The following is a 20,400-nucleotide window of genomic DNA, read 5'->3' on the forward strand; positions in this document are numbered from 1 at the left end:
AGGATGAGCGAAAAACGAGAGGGAAAAAATGTCCCTCTCGTTTTTCACTACAGACTGACCTTTTGAGACAGCCTCTTCCAAGTCTCGAACTGATATGGTTCTTTGACTCCAGCTCTTGGCGGAGATTCATATCAATTTAAGTGTTTTTATCCATTTTACCTTTGCCAAAAATGCCGTTAAATCAACGTTTCGACACCAAACGGGGTATCTACTCCCCCATTTTAAAGAGTAATCTATCCTGCGTACTTCCGAAACAGAGCAACATTTGTGCAACAATTCGTTGGGGATCTCCATTCTTCGGACTAAGGTGTCGTAGGGGTCCAAATGCAAAGTTGTAAATCTTGCATCACAATGACTATTCACAACATGTTTTGAATTGATAGAGATGGATACTAGAGTTTTTCTAATATATGGATCTTTGGCGCTTCCCCAAGATTAAGACCGTCAGACGATGCCAGAAATTCGGTCCCTTTTCGATGAGTTTTAACACGATATTGGAGGGTATATAGATACCTGTTCTTAGAAAAATTATACAAATCCATTAATTCCTGAACTGCATCGTAAGTCAAAACCCAATGAGGTTTCAATTCGGACACTTGTTTAGAAATGGATGCGTGTTCTTCCATCGATTTGATTGGTAGGTACAGTCTTTTGCCCTGTTTCACATATGGTGGATCGATGAACATTAGGGTCTCGTTAACAGTGTATTCATCAGACATAAGTGATAACTTTTTCATAGATGTAACCATATTTAGATTTGTGACCGAGATTCGGTCAGCGTACTTACCAATTTCAGCAATAAGTGGGCGCAACCGATCCTTATTGAATTCGTAATCGATCTTCCATTTGCCATTTTGGTTCATACCACCTACAGGCGTAGCGCCACGCAAAATACCCGAAAAATTAGTTCGATTCAGAAAGAAGGTTGAAAAACCAAGCTGAATTATTTCAGATGGGGTTAGCTTTGACTTACGCTCAAGATCAGAAAATATTTCTTTTTGACTTTTCCACTCAGGTACTGTAACAGGTATCGCATCGAACAAGTCTAGAAAAGCCGCATTGTAACTTGTGACTGTAGTCCAAAAAGAATAAATTGCTATGTCAAAATCATTTAACGTAATATGCTCTACTTTTTTGTTGAGCAGAAGATAAATTCCAATTCCAGCACCGCCTGCAAATGGTTCTACATAGTTAATGATTTCCTTATTATTTGAAATAAGTTGTTCTATCAACGGAGCCAACTTCAATTTGCCACCCGGATAACGCAATGGCGATCGCCAAGAATTCAAATTATTTACCCCCTTCCTTGAAATAATGATTTGGCTCCTAACTAAACTATAGAATCTTGGGTAAGCAGAGCGGACTTAGAAGCGGGATGATACCCATCATTTTTTTGTCCCCCTTGGAGGCAAAACTTGCTTTAAAACCTCATCCAAAAAATATTTCTTTGAGGTCAATTGGTTGGACGTAATTTGATCTCCGGCAATTTTCTCAATAACCGCAATCATTTTCGTCATAACCTCTTTACACTTTTTTTCATTCCAGAGAACTTGATTAATAACCTCGCATTCTTTTTTTATTTCTTTTTTTGATTTTTCTGGTGTTGCGTCACCGGTTAGGTATAGCCTGACCATTAGCAACACGAAGTACTTAAATTTTGCAAATTTACGGTCGAAAGCTGAGTTGCGAATGTAAAAGTTATACTTATAAAGTGTGTATGCAGCAGTATAAAAAGCAATGTCAGATTTCTTTCCATCAAAAACCTGTTGTGAATAATCTTTGTACAAGCGACCATAATAGCGACTTGCGTAATGGGGAATTGCCAGAAACATTGCACTATAGGATCTCAGAGCAATTGATAAAGGTACAATTCGAACTTTTTCCACATCGGTTCGTGAATTATATTGATTAGAGCGTCGTTCATAAAAAAGCCTTTTCTTTTCTTCGAAAGAATTGAAGTATGCTTCCAATTCTTTTTGAACTTCGGTTAGTGCAAGAAGGTCTTCTTCCTTTACGGCCGTCTGACTATTGTTGCTAATGGTTATTTTTGTCGAGACTTCTGAATTGGTGGTCACAATAATCTTTACAGGCAGAAAGACGGTCTCATTAATATTATTACGACAATTGTACATCACATATGAGGTTTGGCACCCATTTACAATCTGATAGTTTTCGAGTATTAGATTATCGCGTGCAACGCGAGCACTATCTGCTATGATTGTAACGCCATTATTCAAAATCGACATATTCTCTGGGTGGGATGACTCTAAGGTCTCACGAATACCTATATTGGCTCCAGCATCCCCCTGAAAATCACGGACATTATCATAGAATAATGACCTACGTAAGTCACCATCATCATCTACGATAAGTTTAAGGAATTCCTTTCCACTAAGAAAACCTGACCAACCTTCATGTATGTTTGTAACTTCCGGCATAACGACTCTTTTTGGGAAATAAATTTCCCTAGATATTTTTGTTGTTGAATCTGTAAAATAATCTCGAAGCATCCTCGAATCAACGGGTTTATAGTCAAAGTCAGTAAATACGTTTTGAGTGCAAACATCCTCTGAGATGAGCTTAATTGTACCTGTCAAGTTTTCATCAGAATTCCAAACCCCTGTCGTAACGTAGTAGGCACGGCCACGAAAAGACTTGATTGCACTAGCATGTTCAATGAGTTTGTTTACCATTTTCCATTTCTCATGAAGATCAGCGTTTTGTCGAAATCTTGGTTCCGAGCGAAGTAGATCACTAACACCATCACCGAAGACTCGCATTTCACTACCAGCAAATTTCGAACTTGTTTTTGCTTGGATCATAATCATTAGTATATCTAAATTTTTTTTTGCCTCAGATAGAATATCCTCAAGTGCCTGTAAATTGCTGACGAATTCACCATTTACTAAAATACCAATAGCATCAATACCACTATCGTCTCCGTTACCAATTTGCATATCATCAATGTCATTATAATTAAAATCGTTATCCATTACTTTTGATACAATACAATAGGTGGAGAATGCTTCAAACAATGAGCTTTCCGGCATAGAACTCAATTCATTTTTTTGGGCGAAACTTGTCATTAAAGATTGAATAACTCTATCCATGGTCTTTTCCCCGACTTCAAAATAATTTGGTTTTGTCATTATTATTATACCAACGCTTACGGAGGACTGCAAAATCGATGTGAAACAAAGATCGGGTCAAGTATTTATAGGTAGGTATTTTCAACTGCCCAGTGTAGTTTGTTTTGTAAATGAATTTGTGAAGGTCGATATTTTTTCTAACTCATATGTTTTTATTTCTTTTTTTTCTAAAATAATGAGTAGTTGGTCGATTTTTTATCCTCATTTTGTCAGGGGAAGAAAAAAGGCACTCATTTTCTGAACGCCTTAAGTTGAATATTGGATTTTAGAAATTTTTTAGCGAAACCAACAAGTCTGATCCAAGTGCATAAATTGCACTTTAATTGCACTTTAATTGCACTTTTATTTTTGATTTAAATGATTTATACGGTTTGATATTGCTCCAAAGTCCTTGATTTTGCGGTATTTTTGCTCATATGTCACACGCTTAGAACAGAGTGGGAATAAAACAAATAGTTAATTTGATTTGCGAATGCTGATAAGACGATGTTTTATGGCATGAGATATCGGTCAATTTAAAGGAATATTAATGTTGTTTCCCTACTAAAAACCCTACCAAACACATTTACGTATCGGTAGGGTTTTTAAGCCATTTAAATTACCTTATTAAATTCGCCGCATTTTTCAGGAATGCTCCGTGCCAGTTCAGTTGCCAAATCGGCTTTTTTTAAGTGTGCTCATGCCTTTGAATCGATAGCGGATGTAATCCACTTCATCCTTTGTTAGCCCACTAAGCGCATCGTCATCGTACAGACTGCATGGAACATTGACGGATTTCCAATGCCGTTTCTCTTTTCTATCCTGCAGCATTTGAGTATAAGCTCAGGCATTTTCCAGAGCGCCGATCAGCGCTGATCCCGGTTATTCACCACATCGCGCCCATTTTTTAAAAATCAATTCCAGAGCATCCATGGCCTTCATTTTTTTGTTCACTGGGATTCCGACAAGATGAAACATCCTGATTTCGGTATGTACTAAACTGCGTTAGCCAATAGAAAATCACAGTTGGCCATCACTTGTTATTGACGCCTGATTTTAGCTGATAGTTGAAGGGTTTGTCTGTCCAATCAGTGCTGAATATAATTACTATGGTCATTATATCCGGCACTGATTTCTAAGAAAGGAAAAGGACATCTCTATCATCGTGTAATACCCCTTACACGAGGGACGTCCTCCAAACAAACTATATGGATTACCAGACTAATGCCTTGTTGATAAGCAAGCTAATCGGTGTTTTAGTTAAGAGTATGGAGAAGGTTCCTTGTCCTTGTTGCGGAGGGAAACCTAGAACTATTGGGATCCGGCTCAGCCTCAGCCTGTTAGCAGCAGCTGGCTGGCAGGGCAGGAATAAGGCGCCTCGCTTTAATCCAGGCGTTTATCCTTTTTTCTGAACCTATATTAGCTTTCTTGTGGGGGAGAGAGCCGAAGAAACAGTTTGAAAATATATGAAATTTAATTAAGGGCAATCCGGGATTGAGCCATCCTTCTGCCCATCTGGCGCTGCTGTCAATCCGCCGATTTTGTCGGTGGCAGTAGTTGAAAAAAGTTAATTAAGCGAGCGAATTAATTTTCCCTGCTAATTTGATGCAGTTTTGCAGAAACACTGCCTGCATAGCTGGCACCGAATTTATGCAGGTGAACCATCAGGTAATATAGCTGATAAAATGTCAGTCGTTTCTCAAAGCCTTTATCAAACGGATAAGCTGCTGTGTAAGCTCGGTAAAATTCAGAGGTGAAACCGCCGAAGACCGTGGTGACGCCAATATCCAGTTCACGATCGCCGTAGACCGCTGCAGGATCGATTAATGCGGGGGAACCATCCGCCAGGAACATATAGTTGCCGCCCCACAGGTCGCCATGCAGCAGCTCAGGTTTACTCGTGTGGTGCGCCAGTTCAGAGACAATGAGGTCACGGCTTTTTTCGTACAACTTGACTTCATGGCTCGTCCATAGCCGTTTCTTTTGCAGTAATGCGGCAAGTACATCCAGACGCCGGTTGACGAACAAATCTGTCCATGAATCCGTCCAGTCATTATTGAATGAAATGCTGGAACCCGAATAGGGATAGTCAAAGCCGAATCGGCCGTTCGGGCTTTTATAGTGGTGAAGATGGGCCACCAGTTTTCCTAAATCCGATTGTTTCCCGGTGCCGTGCTCAAGGTAATTGAGCAACAGATAGGCTCCCTTGTTTGTCTGTCCGCCGGCAATCACCCGCGGGGCCAGAATGCCGGCTTCTTTAAAAGCATTTAACCCGGCGATTTCACCTGCATAGAAACTTTTCGACTGATTCGGCTGATAAAGAAGAAAATAGTTTTCCTTTCCGGTATCGATCCGAAAAGCCTGATTCACATCTCCTCCGCCAACCTGTGTGATCTGCCGCACATCCTCCAGCGGCAATTGATTGATCCAATCATAGATCATTGCTCTTCCTCCTCGTACAGTGGTAAATCGTTCACTTCAATTATAGAACGTGACGATTCAAAAACAGGCATTCAGGAAAATGCTACTTTATAATGACTCAGATGCGGAATGATGAAGCGATCATTTTAATTCTGGGTACAATTACAGCCAATGCACTATGTAAGCGGCAATAGCCCCACTGGAAGCCCTGCCGTTTGCAAAATACGCGACACTCTCAGACTGAGCTTATCATTTACACGTGTTATAAAAAAAGTTGCACAAGCTAATACATATCATCTCTCCATTGTACAAATAATCATTAAACAATGCGCTTTTCATTATATAGTGAATGATTCTTAGTCTAAGTTTAATAGTGTTTCCGTTTTGTTTAGTTTTGACAGTTCCACACTTGTCTTCCATAAATTTTTCCTATTTTCCCGGTTATAGGAAAGTTCTGAAGACCTTATTTCCCGCGTACCTTCAAAATATTTGCCTGTGATTTCATTAAATTCGGGATTAATGATCAGCGATGCTAATGCCTTGCCAGATTTATTAGGAGTATTAACATTTGGGCGGAATAAGACAGAGATATAGTTAATATATTTAGTGAAAAATCTCATAAAAAGAGGAAAAGTCCGAGAAAAACCTGTACCTGGCATCTGTCCGGGATCAAAAGCATTTACGGTAATATTTTTATCAGTTTGTTGTTGTATTCTTTCGGCTAACTCGTAAGTACAGTATATATTACATAATTTTGAAGTAGAATATCGACGTTGGCCAACGGTAAGCATATTTTTATTTTGCCCCATTTTCTTAGGATAGGCTAGCAATCTAGCACTCTCATATACGGGCACAGCAACTATTGTCTTATTTGCCGGGTCATGAGTTCCGCTGCTGACAAAAACTATTCTACCTGAATGAGTCATTTTTTCGAGCAGCATATTGGCTAGTAGAAAATGTCCGAGATGATTAACCCCAAAGGTACTTTCAAAGCCGTCTTTGGTATAACGAGTTTTATCGATCATTATCAATCCTGCATTACAAACGAGAGCATACAGTGGTGGAAAACCTGAACTCGAAAATCTGGTTACAAAATCTCTTACAGATTCTAAGGATGAAAGGTCAAGTTCCAAAGAAGTTATGTTGTTATTATTTGTTGCTTTAATGAGTGAATGTACTGCTTTGTTTGCTTTAGCTGCATGACGGCAAGCCAGTATAACATGAATATTCTTGTGGGCTTTAGCCATGTTTCTAGCACAGGCATAACCTAATCCAGAGTTCCCACCGGTTATAATAATCGTTTTTTTACTTGAATTCGTTTCGGCCGGCATAATTACACGTCCCTTCTAAAATTGGAGTTAGTATCTTTCACTGTTGACACTGTCAACTTACGCTTATTGTAGTCTCAAACGTTGACGGTGTCAACGTAACGCTGTAAAATTAATTGTAAATAGATTTGAGAAGAGGGCACTATGAAAAGCAGCAATGATACGAAACAAAGACTGATTGATGTCACAAGAAAAATGATTGATACCAATGGTGTTGATTCAGTTAGTATGCGCGACCTTGGAAAAGAAATGAATTTATCCAGAAGTGCGGTCTATGTATATTTTAAAAATAAAGATGATTTACTTGCAGCCATTGTGACTGAAAATTTTAATACGATAAAAATTTGCATTTGCAAATTGATTGAAGAAATAGACGATTCCCGAAAACTTGTTTATGAAATTTTATGTACCTTTTATGATTTTGGAATAAAGAACCAGGATCATTATCCCTTGATGTTCCGCAGACAGTGGAATAAGGAACAATATCCCAACCTGCACACTTCAGCTTTTCAATTGTTTTCAATTTTTGAAGAATGTTTAGAAAAAGCTCGGGAACAAAAATGCACGATAAATAAATCTGCGAGACAATTAGCAGCAATGGCATCTGCATTTATTTTCGGACTGGTTGAACTTAATTCTGCTGGGCATCTGGAATCTAAGAAGGGATTAGCTGATCCAACCGGTTTAATTCATTCATTTGTAGATTTGATCTTTATTTAAGTTTGAATAACTCATGATAATCACAGGCGTAATTGCGGAACCGGGTGGTTATTAAATTCTTATCATTACAGGCACCTTCAATTTATCCTCATTTGCTTATACTGAACTACCCATGCAGATTATTCATATTCCATTTTACCCAGACGAAGAAGGCGTTCTAATATAAAGTGTGACTGTGGAAAAAATGAACAGAAAATGTCGGACCGTGATTTTGAAAATCTTTTAAAGAGTGTTTATGGACAGGGGAGAAATCTATCATATGACGAGAGTCTATCTGTTAGAATGCAGTTTCGTTGTATTTAAAAAATTCCATCGGTCATCTTTTCGACGGAATTTTTGTTAAATCAGTGTATTTTATGAAAAAGTTAGGCGCGCGATTTAGCCTAAACTACTGTCTCCCTATACCAATAGTAAATCTATATATTTGGCACTCGCGATATTGTATACGTATCATAAAATCTTATACTTCATTGGCTGTTTCCTTTTTTGCCAAACCATTGCAATCAAAGTCCCGTTTTAAGAAGGCACGCATCTGTGCATGGTCAGGCATTGTGTTCTATTTTATATTTGCCAAATAATAAACCGCTGCTTTATTTAGAAAATAGGTGTAACCCGCTTGCTGTTTTTCAAGCATATTTCTGTGAAATCTGTCAACGATGAAAAATTCTGTCTGGTTTAAAAAGCCCTGCGGTGTTGCCGACTGCCCTTTCTTTTCTAAGAAAGATAAATGTTCTTTTACACGATCCAAGACCTTTGGATCATTCGCGGCGACCCCTTCTTGTAAGAACTGAATCATATCTTTATTAAATGATTGTGCTTCCATGACGGAGCCGTTCATTGACTCTACATCCATTTTTTGATTGGATAAGTCAAAATCATATTCTTTTTTCAAATATTCGTTTTGATCTTTTAAGGCCTCCTGCCATTCTTCTTCGGTTTCAAAACCTTTAAACAGGTTTTCCATATCTAAATCGACTCCTTTTTTAGCACTCTTGATCGAGGCATTGATTGTCTTGATCAACCCTTTAAATCGATCAATTTTTTGTTCTAATAAATGTTTTTGCTGAATCAGCGTATTCTCTCTGTCAATTTCACCGCCTAATAATTGTTTAATTTCTTTGAGTGGAAAGTCCAGTTCTTTATAGAAAAGAATTTGCTGCAATCGTTCTAAATCTTTTTTCCCGTATAAACGGTAGCCTGCTTCTGTCGTTTGCTCCGGAACTAAAAGACCTAGTTTGTGATAGTGGTGCAGCGTCTTGACTGTTGTATGGGACAGCTCTGCGACCTCATGAACGGTGTACATTTTTTCCTCCTTTCGTTGTTCTCTATACTAAAGTATCCTCTAAGGTAAGAGTCAACACATGTATTTCATTTTTTTCTTTAAAAATTGTAAGTGAATTTACAAAAGAACACAGCGATAAAAAGACTGATCCGATCATGAATGTCATCTGGTTGTTCTCGATCTGATGCCTCCCAAAATGAACGGATAATTTTGAGCGTCACATTTTTTATCCCGCTCGCTTTTTGTCTGATCTATGACCGAAAATCGGAGTGCACAGCGATTCTTAAAAGTAAAGCGGATGAAGAGCCGGGGCCGTTTAGAACTTAGTTTTTAAACTGAAACAATTGACAATGACCGACCGTTCGGTTATTATTGCACTATGAAAAATAGAGATAAGAATAAATTACAAATGATTCGCAATGCAGTTTTTAGCTTGACGTCAACGAATGATCTGGTCAATTTGTCCATCAGTAAAATTGCAGCGGCAGCCGGAATATCCAAATCAACAGTATATGTCTATTTTAAAGATAAAGAGGAACTGCTTTCGAAAACCTATATGTATGTAAAGGATTTGATGGATGAAGGTATTGCCGAAGTTGAAGCGGAGCATCCCGATTTAGATGAACGCATCGGCGCCTTCATTTGCCACTTTGTTCGGCGTTACCAGCGTTACCCTAAAGAAGCAAAGTTTATGGAGGCGGTCCTGACCAATCCAAGTGTGGTCAGTGAAGAAGCACATCAATATGCGGAAACGACGGCTGCGCCTATTTATCGAACTTTTGAAGAAATTATCAAAAATCCGCACTTTGTTAGAGCGCCGGCATATGTCTATGCGGCTTTCTTTTCATTACCTATGAAGGTGGCACAGATGAATGAAACGCTGACAGATTCGGAAATCGAATCTATGATTCATATGGTACTGAGAGCAATGAAGGTGCAAGAATAAGTCAATGGTTCACAAAAACGCAGCCATGCGTTTTTTAATAAAATTAAAAATGACCGATCGTTCGGTCATTATAAAGGAGCTTTGAAGATGACAAATGAAAAGAAAGTGGTGCTTATTACGGGCGCTTCATCAGGCATGGGGCATGAAAGCGCAAAATATTTTTATGATCACGGCTGGATTGTTTATGCGGGTGCCAGACGAACGCAGCGTATGAAAGATCTGCAGGAACTTGGCATTCATACCCATCGACTGGATGTTACGGACAATGAATCAAATAAAAGCTTTGTCGAGGCGGCAATAAAAGAACAGGGCCGAATAGATGTGCTGATCAATAATGCAGGTTATGGCGAGTATGGGCCGCTTGAAGAAGTTAGTCTTGAAAATGTCAAATATCAATTTGATGTCAATTTATTTGCAGCCAGTGAGCTGTCTAAACTCGTTCTGCCGCTGATGAGAAGACAAAAATTCGGACGTATTATCAATGTGACTTCTATTGGAGAAAATGTTTATATGCCACTCGGCGGATGGTACCATGCAACTAAGGCGGCACTGGGTATCTGGTCGGATGTACTCGATATGGAGATCCGGCAATTTGGTCTCCGGAGCATTGTGATTCAACCTGGAGGTACTCAGTCTGAGTGGGGAGAAATAGCGATACAGAATGCGGAAAAAAATTTAATGGCCGATTCACCGTACAAGAAGCTCGTGCAGGTCATCAAAAAAGTCCTAACTTCTCATGAGATAACAACTACTTCTCGCGATCTGGCAAAAGTTTTCTATAAGGCTGCGACGGACGCCCATCCCTCAAGAAGATATTACCGCTCATTAACAGATAGAATCGGAGTATGGATTGCAAGAAATCATCCGTCTCTTTGGCGCTTTGGAATGAGGACAATGATGGATCGAATGAGCCGATAAGGAGGATGGGAAAATGGCGGGGCCCCAACTGAATTTAACCCTGTTTAAGCCTCCCCGGCTCATTTGAAATCCCGGTAAATCAGCGTTCTGTCTGTTAACCTTGTTGACTGCAAAAGGGCGGGAATAATTATAGAATTAAATTTGAGGCAGATACGCCGGCCTCACAGTATTTTAAAATAAGTTATGAGTAAAATAGATATATTTTCCCCGCCCAAATCCGACCAGGATGAGTGATCCGGCGGGGCTGTTTTTTGCTTTAATGGCACTGAAGCTTTGATTCCGCGCACTGCCGTGCCGATTTCCCGCTCAATAACGCTGATTTTTCTTTGCTGACGTCGCCTTCTCACGGCTGATTTACTTTTTCATCCGGCCGTATCGTTTTCCGCTCCAATTGCTTTTTCTCCCGGATTACCCCATTCGCCATCCGTGCGTCGCAAGATCCATGTCGCGTTTCTTCATATCGGAGACATATGGGTTGCCCTTGACAAAAAAACGGTACGGAGCAAACGTACTGTTGCCGCGCCGGCTGACGCCGATCCGGGCAGAGGCGGCAATTTCCGCCGGTTGCCGTCCGCCGTTCAGCGCGATGTGCAGCGGCGCCGTGCCCATTGATTCCAGATTCAGCGACCTGTCGCGGATGCCGAAGGCTTGTGTCAGCCGGCCCGGCCCGCTTGTCAGTGCAAAGCCGGTTTTTCCCCGGTTTTGTTCCATGATTGCCCGGCCGTGCTCCGGCTCGGCGGCACGGATCAGGATGCCTTGCGGCGTGCCCGGATTTTGTGTGATCACGTTCAGCATCATATAGCCGCGCAGCGTAAAAATGTAAATCGTTGCCGGCGGGCCGTACAGTGCTTCGTTAGCAGCCGTGCGCCGGCCTTTGTAAGCATGTGCCGTTGAGTCTTTCTCGCCGAGGTAAGCCTCCACTTCAACGAGGTAGCCGCTGAGGAGTCCCTGCGGGCTGCGATAGACGAGCCGTTTGCCTAAGATCGCCCGGGCAATCTCCTCTGTCGGCCGATGGTTGAAAAAGTCACTGTAGCGCGCTGTTTCTGATTGATCGATCATCTTTATCCGCCTCATGAGTATTTATTCATTTTTCATCTTAGCACAGAAACCGGCGGAGCGTCGAAAATGCCGGGGAAGTGCCTGGCACTGTTTTTCCAAATGTGCCGATATACTGAATAGATTCTAAACTCATGATTTCTTGCAAATTTGAAAACACATTTTTAAATTTCCAATTGCTTTTTACCGGCTGAATCGAATGATTTACACGCTGGCGCCGCTGAACTGGGCTTTATACAGTTCGGCATAGAAGCCTCCTTTGGCAAGCAATTCCGGATGGGTTCCCTGTTCGATAACAGAGCCGCGGTTCATCACCAAAATGGATTTTGCGTCACGGATTGTGGACAGCCGGTGCGCGATGACAAAGTTGGTACGTCCTCTCATGAGTGCGGTCATAGCCTTTTGAATCAGCATTTCGGTCCGGGTGTCGACGGAGCTTGTTGCCTCGTCAAGAATGAGGACGACCGGATCGGCGAGAATGGCGCGTGCAATGGTCAGCAATTGTTTTTCTCCCTGTGAAATATTTGAAGCCTCTTCATTGATCATCGTTTGATAGCCTTCTGGAAGACTGCGGATAAAGTGGTCGGCATGGGCTGCCTTTGCGGCATTGACAACTTCGTCGTGAGTGGCATTCTCGCGCCCATATTTGATATTGTCTTCAATCGATCCCTGAAACAGCCATGTATCCTGAAGCACCATTCCGAACAGTGTGCGCAGGCCGCCGCGCCTTATTTTGCGCAGGTCTACGCCGTCGAAGATGATTTTGCCGCCGTTGATTTCATAAAAGCGCATCAGAAGGTTCACAAGTGTGGTTTTCCCGGCACCGGTCGGCCCGACGATCGCAACGGTTTCACCTGCTTTGATCGTGAGATTCATGTCTTCAATCAATGGCTTGCCTTCATCGTACCGGAAGCGGACGTGTTCAAACTGAATATTGCCGTGCGGTTTTGTGATGAGTTCTGCATTTTCCGGATCAGGTGTTTCCTCTTTGGCATCGAGGATTTCAAAGATACGCTCGGCACAGGCGGCAGTCGATTGGATAATATTAAGAATACCGGCTACCTGAGTAATCGGCTGGCTGAACTGGCGCGCATACTGGATAAATGCCGTGATATCTCCAATACCCATCCAGCTTCTGGTGGCAAAGATACCGCCGACAACGCAAACCAGTACGTAACCGATATTGGTGATAAAATTCATGGCGGGCAGCGTCAGGCCGGAAAGAAATTGTGCCTTCCAATTTGCCGTGTTGAGTTCTCGATTCATGGTCTCGAACCGGGCGATGGATTGATCTTCGTGTCCGAATGCTTTGACAACTTTATGTCCGGCATACATTTCCGATGTATGGCTGCTGAGTCTGCCGATGATTTGCTGCTGCGCGGCGAAGTAACCCTGAGAACGTTTGGCAATGCCGCCTGCAGCCAATAGATAGAGCGGCAGTGTGCCAAGGATGATCAGCGTCAGCAGCGGGCTGATCGTCAGCATCATGACGATAAAACCGATCAGCTGAAAGACTGACTGAATGATTTGCGTCAGGCTCTGCTGCAGCGTTGTGGAAATAGTATCCACATCGTTGGTCATCCGGCTTAAAATATCGCCTTTTTGATGAGAATCGAAATAGCGCAGCGGGAGCTTTGCCAACTTGCGGTTCACGTCGCGACGCAGCTGACGGACCACTTTTTGCGAAAGGGAGACCATCTTGAATTGCATGATAAAAGTAAAAATGTCGCTCAGAAGATAAATGGACAGCATAATCAGCAGCAGCCGGCCAATCACACCGAATGGGATCTGTCCGCCCGTTTCACGGATATCCTTGATTGCGGTAGTTATGTTCTTTTGCGAGGGTTCGCCGTTTTTCTTTCCTTGTGAAATTGTCCGGCTCAATTCATACAGCTTCTGAAAAGTGCCGGCTTTTTCATTTGCATTTTTGATCCTTTCGACGTCGGGATATTTTACAAACTGCTGCATAGCGGAGAATTGTTTTTCTGTCAGACCGCTGCTTTTTAAAAACGCGTCTCTTTCGCCTGGCGATGAATACTGCTTCCATTGTGCGAGAAGGCTGTTGATACGTTGGTCGGCAGCGGCCTGTGATACGGCCTCTTTATGAACGGCCGTTTTTGCAATAAATCCATCGGCCAGCCGATCGACCGCAAGGCCGCTGATTTTTGGCGCTGCAACGGCGGAAACGGCTGCAATGATCGTACAAATCATGACGATTGTGAGATGGAGCCGCTGGGGCCTAAGGTAGCCGGCCAGGCGTTTGGCGGTTTTCAAAAAATCGGTCCTATTGAACTTCTTCTTCATGCCAGCTCCTCCTTTGAAAACTGGGAGGATACGATATCCTGATAAACCCGGCAGTTCTTAATCAGTTCCTGATGCGTTCCCATACCGGCGACAGCTCCGTTATCCAGCACAATAATCCGGTCTGCATTCATGACTGTCCCGACACGCTGGGCAACGATGAAGATAGTCGCATTTCCTGCTCCTTTTTGCAGAGCAGTACGCAGCGCAGCCTCTGTTTTAAAATCCAATGCAGAGAAACTATCGTCGAAAACATAGATTTCCGGGCGGCGTACCAAGGCGCGGGCGATTGAAAGACGCTGCCTCTGGCCGCCCGAAAGATTGCGGCCGCCTTCGGAGAGCAAGGCGCTGTAACTGTTTTCTGTCTCCATGATAAAGTCCGCCGCCTGTGCAATTTTGGCGGCATCTTCCAGCTCTTCGGCTGTTGCATTTTCTCTCCCGTAACGAAGATTGTCGGCGACGGTCCCGCTGAAGAGTGCCGCAGTCTGCGGTACATAACCGATTCTGGCCCGCAGTTCTTTTTGCGTCGCCGTCTTTATATTGATACCGTCAACCAGGATTTCACCTTCACTCACGTCGTAAAAACGCAGAATCAGATCGACGAGGGTCGATTTCCCGCTGCCGGTGCCCCCGATAATAGCTGTGGTTTCCCCGGGCTTTGCCAGAAAATTGATGTCTCTGACAGCCGGTTGTTCGGCTCCGGGATAGCGAAACGTGACATTCCGGAATTCCACGACTCCTTTCAGAGGGCCTGCTGTCTTCGCTGAAGCCGGGTCGAGTATCTCCGGCTTGGTTTCGAGTACCTGCGAGATGCGCTGAGCGGCGGCCTGGGCACGGGGGAGGAAAACAAACATAATGGAAAACATGACAAAGTTTGAGAAGATCAGCACGGCATACTGCAGAAAGGCTGTCAGGGCGCCGATATTGATTTCGCCGCTGTTTACCCGGATGCTCCAGGATACACAACACAATAGTATTGATCGCAAGCATGAAGGCGGGCAGCAGGAAGGCCATAATCCGGTTGGCCTTGATATAAGTGGCAGTTAAGTCGGAATTGGCGTGATCGAAATGTCTATTTTCATAGCCTGTTCGATTGAACGCCCGGATCACCCGAATGCCTGCCAGATTTTCATCCATCACGAGGTTCACCTTATCCAGTTTTTTCTGAACCCGCTTAAATACAGGCATCGCCATCCCCATTAAGAGGGCAATCAATGCAACCAATACGGGAAGCGCCGCGGCGAAAATCAAGGTCAGTCCTTTGTCCTGACGATAGGCAAGGATGATCCCGCCGACTGCTGTCAGCGGTGCGCGGAGCATCATGTTGAGCATTAAAATTGTAAAAGTCTGAATTTGAATAATGTCGTTTGTCGTGCGGGTGGTCAGCGTAGAAGCGCCGAACTTGTCGAATTCGTGCATGGAGAACCTCTCCACGCAGCGAAAGACACGGCTTCGCAAAATGCTGCCAAGATCGGCTGATACGTGCGCACTCAAAAAGCTCGCTATGACGGCACAAAGGATTCCGATTCCCGCAATGAGCAGCATCACTGCGCCGGAACGCAGAATATAGGGAATATTTTCTTCCATGATTCCATTGTTGATAATGGAAGACATGAGAGTAGGCAGATAGAGATCACATATCACCTGGGCGAAAATGAGAACAATCAGGATGCAGACCTGCGGGACGCGGTTGCGCAGATTTTGAAACATCTTAAGCATGAGGCCGCCTCCGAGTAGGATCCTGATCGCGGGTACTGCCGCTTAGTCGATCCTTTTTCCGGCCAATGTCTTCGGGATGAATTCCGTTTTGCTGTAAATAGAGATTGAATGCCTTGACTAAAAAATCTCCGATCGGTTTTTGAATGCCTTTCGTGCTCTCCGGCCAATTGTCGAGATCCTGCCCGGCTGAGAACAGTGTCTGAAACATGTCCGGATCGCCGGAAGCAAAATCACAAACCAGATTCCACCACTGTTTTGCAAGATCCTGACCTTCTTTTCCGGCCGGGTCGGCCCCCTTGCGGTAAAGAAGGTCAAGCTGTGAAAAGACCGCATTTGCGGCACCCTGCTTTTCCGTATTTTCCAGCATGCGGCTGTTTATTTTTTTGAGCTGCTCGTCATTGAAATAATGGATGACAAAGGAATACGGATTTCCTTGATTCATCAGCTTCAGTATGGTTATCAGTTTATCCATACTGATTTTTTGTCCGGATTTTGTCTCTGAAATCACTAAATCCAATGTTTCAATAATCTTGTTTAAATTTCTCACTTTTCCGATCAGGACTTCGCGTTGTCCTTCCATGACCTTTTCTAAATCGACGGAACTCCCCTGTTTGAGAATCTTGCCGCCGATTTCTTCGAGTGAAAAGCCCAGTGATTTCAAAAACAGAATTTGCTGCAATTTTAGCAGATCGTCGAGATTATAGACTCTTTTATGGCTGTCGTTATATGCTGAACGGAGCAGGTTTGTCTGATCATAATATTGAAGCGTCCTGACAGTGACGCCGACTAGGTTTGCCAGCTCGCCCACTGTAAACACGCGCTCTTCTTCGTTTTCCATCTTCGCTCACCTCGTGGATTATCCTAGCACACGACGCTGCGTCGTCAGCAACAGGCATTTTAAAGTTATCGTGAACGAAACCGGCCGCTGGCCGCACATCTGTGGTCTGATTTGGCGTAAAAGGATATCGCAAAAATCAATGTTCCATTTGGTGAAACAGCGGAGAAACAGCCTGCCGGCATAATGCGTGTACATTTTAGAGGGGTGTTCTTTTTGACGTAATGCTCGTTTCCTTGCCGATCGCGACAGGATCCTTAATTGTTCTTTGAATCGTGTGTGTTTTGAAACGCTTATGCGGCGATATAAAAATGAACGGACATTCGGTCGCAGACGGGGGAAAACGATTGAAAATGATATCTATGGCAATTTTCCGACATTAAAAACCGTACTTAATGCATATGTTCAGATACAGCCTGATCGGATTTGCTCTGAGCGCATCGAAGGGCCGGTTTAACGTCATGAATCCGGTCTCAGCCCTTTGATGATAAACGATGTACAATAACGGATTTCTTCATTAATGTTCAGTGATTCCAGACCGATCAGGATTTTGCCGAAATATCCAAGTATCGGCATAAGCAAATATTCGGCGATATAGTCGTAAGGCCAGTCGGCAATTTCGCCGGTCGCCTGCAGATGGGCGACGCTTGGCTGCATCTGCGCGCGCAACGCTTTGCCGAAAATTGTTTTGACTTCAGCGAGCATGACCGGATCGTAAAGTGCTTCTCCCAGTATAATGCGCAGTTCACGCTGATTATCCTCAATAAAATGCAGGCGATTGCTGACAATGTTATGGACAAATTCATCAAGCGTATCATAGGGGTGGCTAAATGTGTCGGTTATAAACTCCTGAACAGCTGCCGGCAACGCGGAACCAAACAGCGGTGCCAGCACAGCCATCAACAGCTCATGTTTATTCTGAAATCGTTTGAAAATAGTTCCCTGGGCCACCCCGGCACGTTCAGCCAGATCGCTTGTTGAGGTTCGCTCAAATCCTTTTTCGGAAAATAGTTCAAGACTGGCCTGCAAAACGCGCTTCTGTTTATCGCTTAATTGCTTGTTTTCCTCCAGTGATTTTTTGTAGAAATCAAGAAAGCGTGTGGATCCTTTATCATTCATATCGGTCATCCCTTCAGACGGGCTTTTTATGGTCATCTTAACAAGCTGATTCATGAAGTTCAATGTTTTTTAAAATATTTCATTCACCTTTTGAAGCGTTTATTGATTTCGTCAGGCGCGGAATCCGTCATGCCGATTGTTTTATTGACCAATGATTTTTCCATGGTATATTAAGGATTGAATTATGAGTATATACTCACTTGCTGATAGAAATCATTAATAAGGAGTGTCAGCCATGCAATGAGATAAATGGTTTCGCAATCGTTTCATCTGGATAAGCAGGATTGTGGTCCTGGTAATTGTGCTTTTCTTTGCGGGTCTCACAATTCCGGGCTTCAGCAGGCTGCCGGATCACACGAAGGATATTCCTGTCTCCATTGTCAATCAGGACCGGCAGTCGTTAAATCACTAAAAGAACATTTGCCGTTTAATCAAATTCAAACAGATCGGACACTGGATGAAAGCAAATTCGAACTGAACCGGGCAGCATCGCTATGATCATTGTTATACCATCGGATTTCTCAGCGAAAATACAGGCCGGCAGTTAACCGCAAATGAAGTTCTATGTAAATGACAGCAATGGGCTTGTGCTTAACAATATGACCAAATCGGTGGAATCAAGTTGCCGCAACAGTTAAAAGTCAGATTATTTCCAATAAATCTGCCGGCATGTTCGAAGAATCATAGCAGCGTTGAAGCGCTTTTCATGTGTAAAAAAGAATTAAAAAGCAGCGGCACCGGCTTATCTAACCAATAACCGCGGCAGGCCCGAGATATGTGTATTCCATGATTTCACTAGACTTGGAGTGCACTCTAAATCAATCTTTTGAGCCGGAAATAAAAGCGTGTGAACTTTCTTCGGTATTATAAAAAGCAATTTTCAAATCAACAATATTGAGATTTTTTTTAAGATCGCTGATTTGCCTCAGGATATTTTCACGGTGTGCCTTCATGATCTTTTTTCGCATCTCGACGGTTTCCGGTCCCTGCATGCACAAATTGATGTATCGTCTGATTTCCTTGATGGACATGCCTGTATTTTTCAAACAACAAATAAGTTTGACAAGATCGAGATCCGCTTCAGAAAATTCCCTTCTTCTGTTTTTACCGCGGGAGATGAACGGAAGAAGCCCTTCTTTATCGTAAAATCGGATGGTATAAGGTGACAAGTCACAGATTTTTGCTACTTGATTAATGGAATACATGTGTATTTTCTCCCTTAATAAAGTATCGGTTCTTGACTTAGATATAAATCTAAGTGCTAGTATCAGTATATGCCACAGATGGTCACTATTCAAATGGCAAATAAATGCGACGGGGAGAATCGATCATGAACGATGGTACCAAAATTGCACTGGTAACGGGCGGAAGCCGCGGACTCGGCAAAAGTACGGCTTTAGCGCTGGCTAAAAAGGGTGTGGATGTGATTGTCACCTATAACAGTCAGAAAGAAAAAGCGGATGCCGTTGTGGACGAAATAGAAAACAGCGGCCGCAAAGCGGCTGCGTTGCAGCTTGACGTCGGCGAGACAGCGCTGCATCATACATTTGCCGCTCAGCTGTCAGAAGTTTTGAAGAGCATTTGGAATCGCGGCCGTTTTGATTTTCTGATAAATAACGCGGGATTTGCTTACAATGCTCCATTCGCTGAAACAACGGAAGAACAGTTTGACAGCATGATGCGTGTGCACTTTAAAGGTGTGTACTTTTTGACCCAGAACTTGCTTCCTCAGCTTGCCGATCATGGCCGAATCATTAACTTTTCTTCAGGCCTCGCGCGTTTTACGACACCGGGATGGAGCGCTTATGCGGCAATGAAAGGCGCTGTTGAAGTCATGACGCGCTATATGGCTAAAGAATTGGGGCCGAGAGGCATTCGTGTCAATACGGTAGCCCCCGGCATCATCGACACCGATTTCCATCACGGAGCGCTGGATGCTGTTCCTGGCATCAAAGAACAGATCGGGACACAGATAACGCTCGGCAGAATCGGCCGGCCCGACGATATCGGCGGCATCGTGGCGTCGCTTTGCCGCGACGAAATGGGATGGATTACCGGAGAACGAATCGAGGCTTCCGGCGGTATGTTCCTTTAACTGACGGCTTTCTCGCTTAACCGGCGTATGTATTGTGACTTTGGACACTAGTAACCATAAAACGTCTGATCCCTTTCTAAATTAAGGGTTTCGGACGTTTTTGCTGTTGTGACTCAGCAATTTTTTGGATATAATGGGTTGAAAGTTGATTTCAAGATACTGGGGAATAAATGGGGAAAGAACAATCATTGATTCCTTTATTTTTAAAACATGTAGCGGTTGACCAACCGGGTGTACCTGCAGACGGCCGATAACCCGTGTAGACCGATAAACGGCTAGCGGCCTGCCACGGCCGATAATGAACTGAAATTCGATCCATACAACGGGGGCCTCCGGTCAGTATCGCCCCATCAAGAGTTTATCGCCCCGAAAAAAGGATGAATCGCCCTAAAACAGCGAACAATCGCCCGAAAATGGCCTCGAATCGCCCTGTTCCGGCGGAGTATCGCCCCGTCAAGAGTTTATCGCCCCGAAAAAAGAAAGAATCGCCCTAAAACAGTGAACAATCGCCCGAAAATGGCCTCGAATCGCC

General features: G+C 43.4%; 16 protein-coding genes. 4 read left to right on the forward strand and 12 right to left on the reverse strand.

Annotation, left to right across the window (positions count from 1 at the left end):
- Nucleotides 1-392: 392 nt before the first annotated feature.
- The 4 genes from Q6A92_RS15925 to Q6A92_RS15940 form a co-directional block, all read right to left on the reverse strand.
- Nucleotides 393-1,289 (reverse strand): DNA adenine methylase, encoded by an 897-nt coding sequence (locus tag Q6A92_RS15925; protein WP_332238690.1) that lies wholly within the window; start codon nucleotides 1,287-1,289, stop codon nucleotides 393-395.
- Between the two features lie 96 nt (nucleotides 1,290-1,385).
- Nucleotides 1,386-3,110, reverse strand: coding sequence for an AIPR family protein (locus Q6A92_RS15930; protein ID WP_332238691.1), 1,725 nt, complete (start codon nucleotides 3,108-3,110; stop codon nucleotides 1,386-1,388).
- A gap of 1,602 nt (nucleotides 3,111-4,712) precedes the next feature.
- Nucleotides 4,713-5,570: a fructosamine kinase family protein gene (locus Q6A92_RS15935; RefSeq protein ID WP_332238692.1), complete on the reverse strand. Its 858-nt coding sequence runs from the start codon at nucleotides 5,568-5,570 to the stop codon at nucleotides 4,713-4,715.
- Nucleotides 5,571-5,905: 335 nt separating this feature from the next.
- The gene (locus Q6A92_RS15940) at nucleotides 5,906-6,880 is read right to left on the reverse strand and encodes an SDR family NAD(P)-dependent oxidoreductase (RefSeq protein WP_274401925.1); all 975 of its coding nucleotides are present in this window, start codon (nucleotides 6,878-6,880) and stop codon (nucleotides 5,906-5,908) included.
- A 141-nt stretch (nucleotides 6,881-7,021) separates the two neighbouring features.
- On the opposite strand from Q6A92_RS15940, the gene Q6A92_RS15945 reads away from it, so the two are divergent.
- Nucleotides 7,022-7,597, forward strand: a complete 576-nt coding sequence (locus tag Q6A92_RS15945) for a TetR/AcrR family transcriptional regulator (RefSeq protein ID WP_332238693.1) — start codon at nucleotides 7,022-7,024, stop codon at nucleotides 7,595-7,597.
- Nucleotides 7,598-8,153: 556 nt separating this feature from the next.
- Here the strand turns inward: Q6A92_RS15945 and Q6A92_RS15950 are convergent.
- On the reverse strand, nucleotides 8,154-8,900 hold the full coding sequence (locus Q6A92_RS15950) for a MerR family transcriptional regulator (RefSeq protein WP_332238694.1): 747 nt from the start codon (nucleotides 8,898-8,900) through the stop codon (nucleotides 8,154-8,156).
- A 358-nt stretch (nucleotides 8,901-9,258) separates the two neighbouring features.
- Here Q6A92_RS15950 and Q6A92_RS15955 point away from each other — a divergent pair, with 358 nt between their 5' ends.
- The gene (locus Q6A92_RS15955) at nucleotides 9,259-9,825 is read left to right on the forward strand and encodes a TetR/AcrR family transcriptional regulator (RefSeq protein WP_274401922.1); all 567 of its coding nucleotides are present in this window, start codon (nucleotides 9,259-9,261) and stop codon (nucleotides 9,823-9,825) included.
- 87 nt (nucleotides 9,826-9,912) lie between these two features.
- Entirely contained in the window at nucleotides 9,913-10,743 is an 831-nt protein-coding gene (locus Q6A92_RS15960) for an SDR family NAD(P)-dependent oxidoreductase (RefSeq protein ID WP_332238695.1), read from the forward strand.
- A 408-nt stretch (nucleotides 10,744-11,151) separates the two neighbouring features.
- Here the strand turns inward: Q6A92_RS15960 and Q6A92_RS15965 are convergent, their stop codons facing one another.
- From Q6A92_RS15965 to Q6A92_RS15995, 7 genes are all read right to left on the reverse strand, one after another.
- The gene (locus Q6A92_RS15965; protein WP_274401920.1) at nucleotides 11,152-11,802 is read right to left on the reverse strand and encodes a DNA-3-methyladenine glycosylase; all 651 of its coding nucleotides are present in this window, start codon (nucleotides 11,800-11,802) and stop codon (nucleotides 11,152-11,154) included.
- A gap of 201 nt (nucleotides 11,803-12,003) precedes the next feature.
- Nucleotides 12,004-14,103 (reverse strand): ABC transporter ATP-binding protein, encoded by a 2,100-nt coding sequence (locus Q6A92_RS15970; protein WP_332238696.1) that lies wholly within the window; start codon nucleotides 14,101-14,103, stop codon nucleotides 12,004-12,006.
- Complete coding sequence (locus Q6A92_RS15975; RefSeq protein ID WP_332238702.1) at nucleotides 14,100-14,774, reverse strand: ABC transporter ATP-binding protein; 675 nt, start codon at nucleotides 14,772-14,774, stop codon at nucleotides 14,100-14,102. The genes Q6A92_RS15970 and Q6A92_RS15975 overlap by 4 nt, the downstream gene beginning before the upstream one ends.
- Complete coding sequence (locus tag Q6A92_RS15980; protein ID WP_332238697.1) at nucleotides 14,668-15,819, reverse strand: ABC transporter permease; 1,152 nt, start codon at nucleotides 15,817-15,819, stop codon at nucleotides 14,668-14,670. Before Q6A92_RS15980 ends, Q6A92_RS15975 begins: the two co-directional genes overlap by 107 nt.
- Nucleotides 15,812-16,657, reverse strand: coding sequence for a MerR family transcriptional regulator (locus Q6A92_RS15985; RefSeq protein ID WP_332238698.1), 846 nt, complete (start codon nucleotides 16,655-16,657; stop codon nucleotides 15,812-15,814). The genes Q6A92_RS15980 and Q6A92_RS15985 overlap by 8 nt, the downstream gene beginning before the upstream one ends.
- A gap of 456 nt (nucleotides 16,658-17,113) precedes the next feature.
- Nucleotides 17,114-17,773, reverse strand: coding sequence for a TetR/AcrR family transcriptional regulator (locus Q6A92_RS15990; RefSeq protein ID WP_332238699.1), 660 nt, complete (start codon nucleotides 17,771-17,773; stop codon nucleotides 17,114-17,116).
- An 818-nt stretch (nucleotides 17,774-18,591) separates the two neighbouring features.
- Nucleotides 18,592-18,978 carry a MerR family transcriptional regulator gene (locus tag Q6A92_RS15995; protein WP_332238700.1) on the reverse strand — a complete coding sequence of 129 codons (387 nt, stop codon included), beginning with the start codon at nucleotides 18,976-18,978 and terminating at the stop codon, nucleotides 18,592-18,594.
- A 125-nt stretch (nucleotides 18,979-19,103) separates the two neighbouring features.
- Between Q6A92_RS15995 and Q6A92_RS16000 the strand changes: the two genes are divergently transcribed.
- A complete protein-coding gene (locus Q6A92_RS16000) occupies nucleotides 19,104-19,868 on the forward strand; it encodes an SDR family NAD(P)-dependent oxidoreductase (protein WP_332238701.1) in 765 nt (254 codons plus the stop codon).
- Nucleotides 19,869-20,400: the final 532 nt, after the last annotated feature.

It is taken from the genome of Sporolactobacillus sp. KGMB 08714 (assembly GCF_036598985.1).
Classification (GTDB): domain Bacteria; phylum Bacillota; class Bacilli; order Bacillales; family Sporolactobacillaceae; genus Sporolactobacillus.

Excerpts from the sequence above, each read along its gene's own strand:
- Q6A92_RS15930 (WP_332238691.1), bottom strand. The coding sequence starts at position 3,110 with ATGGATAGAGTTATTCAATCTTTAATGACAAGTTTCGCCCAAAAAAAT.
- Q6A92_RS15935 (WP_332238692.1), bottom strand. The coding sequence starts at position 5,570 with ATGATCTATGATTGGATCAATCAATTGCCGCTGGAGGATGTGCGGCAG.
- Q6A92_RS15940 (WP_274401925.1), bottom strand. The coding sequence starts at position 6,880 with ATGCCGGCCGAAACGAATTCAAGTAAAAAAACGATTATTATAACCGGT.
- Q6A92_RS15945 (WP_332238693.1), top strand. The coding sequence starts at position 7,022 with ATGAAAAGCAGCAATGATACGAAACAAAGACTGATTGATGTCACAAGA.
- Q6A92_RS15950 (WP_332238694.1), bottom strand. The coding sequence starts at position 8,900 with ATGTACACCGTTCATGAGGTCGCAGAGCTGTCCCATACAACAGTCAAG.
- Q6A92_RS15955 (WP_274401922.1), top strand. The coding sequence starts at position 9,259 with ATGAAAAATAGAGATAAGAATAAATTACAAATGATTCGCAATGCAGTT.
- Q6A92_RS15960 (WP_332238695.1), top strand. The coding sequence starts at position 9,913 with ATGACAAATGAAAAGAAAGTGGTGCTTATTACGGGCGCTTCATCAGGC.
- Q6A92_RS15965 (WP_274401920.1), bottom strand. The coding sequence starts at position 11,802 with ATGATCGATCAATCAGAAACAGCGCGCTACAGTGACTTTTTCAACCAT.
- Q6A92_RS15970 (WP_332238696.1), bottom strand. The coding sequence starts at position 14,103 with ATGAAGAAGAAGTTCAATAGGACCGATTTTTTGAAAACCGCCAAACGC.
- Q6A92_RS15980 (WP_332238697.1), bottom strand. The coding sequence starts at position 15,819 with ATGCTTAAGATGTTTCAAAATCTGCGCAACCGCGTCCCGCAGGTCTGC.
- Q6A92_RS15985 (WP_332238698.1), bottom strand. The coding sequence starts at position 16,657 with ATGGAAAACGAAGAAGAGCGCGTGTTTACAGTGGGCGAGCTGGCAAAC.
- Q6A92_RS15990 (WP_332238699.1), bottom strand. The coding sequence starts at position 17,773 with ATGAATGATAAAGGATCCACACGCTTTCTTGATTTCTACAAAAAATCA.
- Q6A92_RS15995 (WP_332238700.1), bottom strand. The coding sequence starts at position 18,978 with ATGTATTCCATTAATCAAGTAGCAAAAATCTGTGACTTGTCACCTTAT.
- Q6A92_RS16000 (WP_332238701.1), top strand. The coding sequence starts at position 19,104 with ATGAACGATGGTACCAAAATTGCACTGGTAACGGGCGGAAGCCGCGGA.